Source organism: Erwinia sp. MYb416, assembly GCF_037479575.1.
Lineage (GTDB): Bacteria > Pseudomonadota > Gammaproteobacteria > Enterobacterales > Enterobacteriaceae > Erwinia > Erwinia rhapontici.
Genome location: NZ_JBBGYT010000412.1, coordinates 1 through 1,006 on the forward strand (window position 1 = coordinate 1; position 1,006 = coordinate 1,006).

At 55.1% G+C, this 1,006-nt stretch carries 1 protein-coding gene; it reads right to left on the reverse strand.

Going from position 1 to position 1,006, the window contains the following annotated elements; all coding sequences use genetic code 11:
* A partial coding sequence (gene fliD / locus WH277_RS05660) for a flagellar filament capping protein FliD (RefSeq protein ID WP_339504927.1) occupies positions 1-1,006 on the reverse strand: 1,006 nt, incomplete at both ends.

A 1,006-nucleotide genomic window follows, 5' to 3' on the forward strand; every position in this document is an offset into this window, starting at 1 on the left:
CTTTAATGCCGTCAGGATCTTTCGCCAGCGCCGCATCCAGTTTGGTCTGATCGGTTTTCAGCTGTCCGGAAGTCGGATCGGTCGTAATGCCAATCTGCGACAGGGTTTTGAAGGTCGAGGTGCTGGACATGTTGGTCAGCATATCTTTCATCTGCGACTGAATGGTACGCAGGGTGCTGTCACCCAGCAGGGCGCCGTTGCTGGTGTCCTGTGCATCGGTCCCGGCATCAACGGCGGTATATTTGGTCAGCGCGTTTAAGCTGTCCTGCAGGGTATTGTAAGCGGTAGCCCAGGCCGCAATCGTATTGGAGACGCTACTGGTATCTTTGGTGATGGTCAGCGACTGCGTGCCGGTGGTTTCTGCCGTCAGGTTGAGCGTAATCCCCTCCAGCGCATCGCTGATGGTATTACTGCTACTTTCGATATCGACGTTGTTCACTTTCAGCATCGCATTTTGAGCGGCTACGCTCTGGGTCATATTGCTGCTGTTGGTACCATCGTAATTCAGCATACTTTCCAGCGCACTGTCGCCGGTTACGCTAAGGGTAGCTGCGTTATCCGTACCCGTTTCATCCGAAGTCAACGACAGACGATAGCTGCCGTCACCGGTTTTGATAATGCTGGCGGTCATACCGGTATCGGCTGCGTTGATCGCATCACGTATCCCGGTCATCGAAGAATTTGCCGCCGTCACTTTCACGTCGACTGCCTTATCGCTGCCCGCCAGTTTAATCGAAATGGTGCTGTCAGAGGTGGCCAGCGCTGTAGAGTTGCTGGTCTGAACGCCGGAGGTCAGGGTCTGAGCCGAGGCCAACTGGGACACGGCAATCGTATATTTGCCCGCTACGGCACCGGCTGTCGTTGTGGCGCTAAACGCTGTGCTGGTGCTGCTGGTTTTGGTGGCACTAAACAGGTTGGCATTGTTCAGCTTGGTATTGGCCGCCTGGAAGGTGGTCAGTGCGCTTTTCATGGTGCTGTAAGCACTCAGCTTGGCGGTAAACGCCGT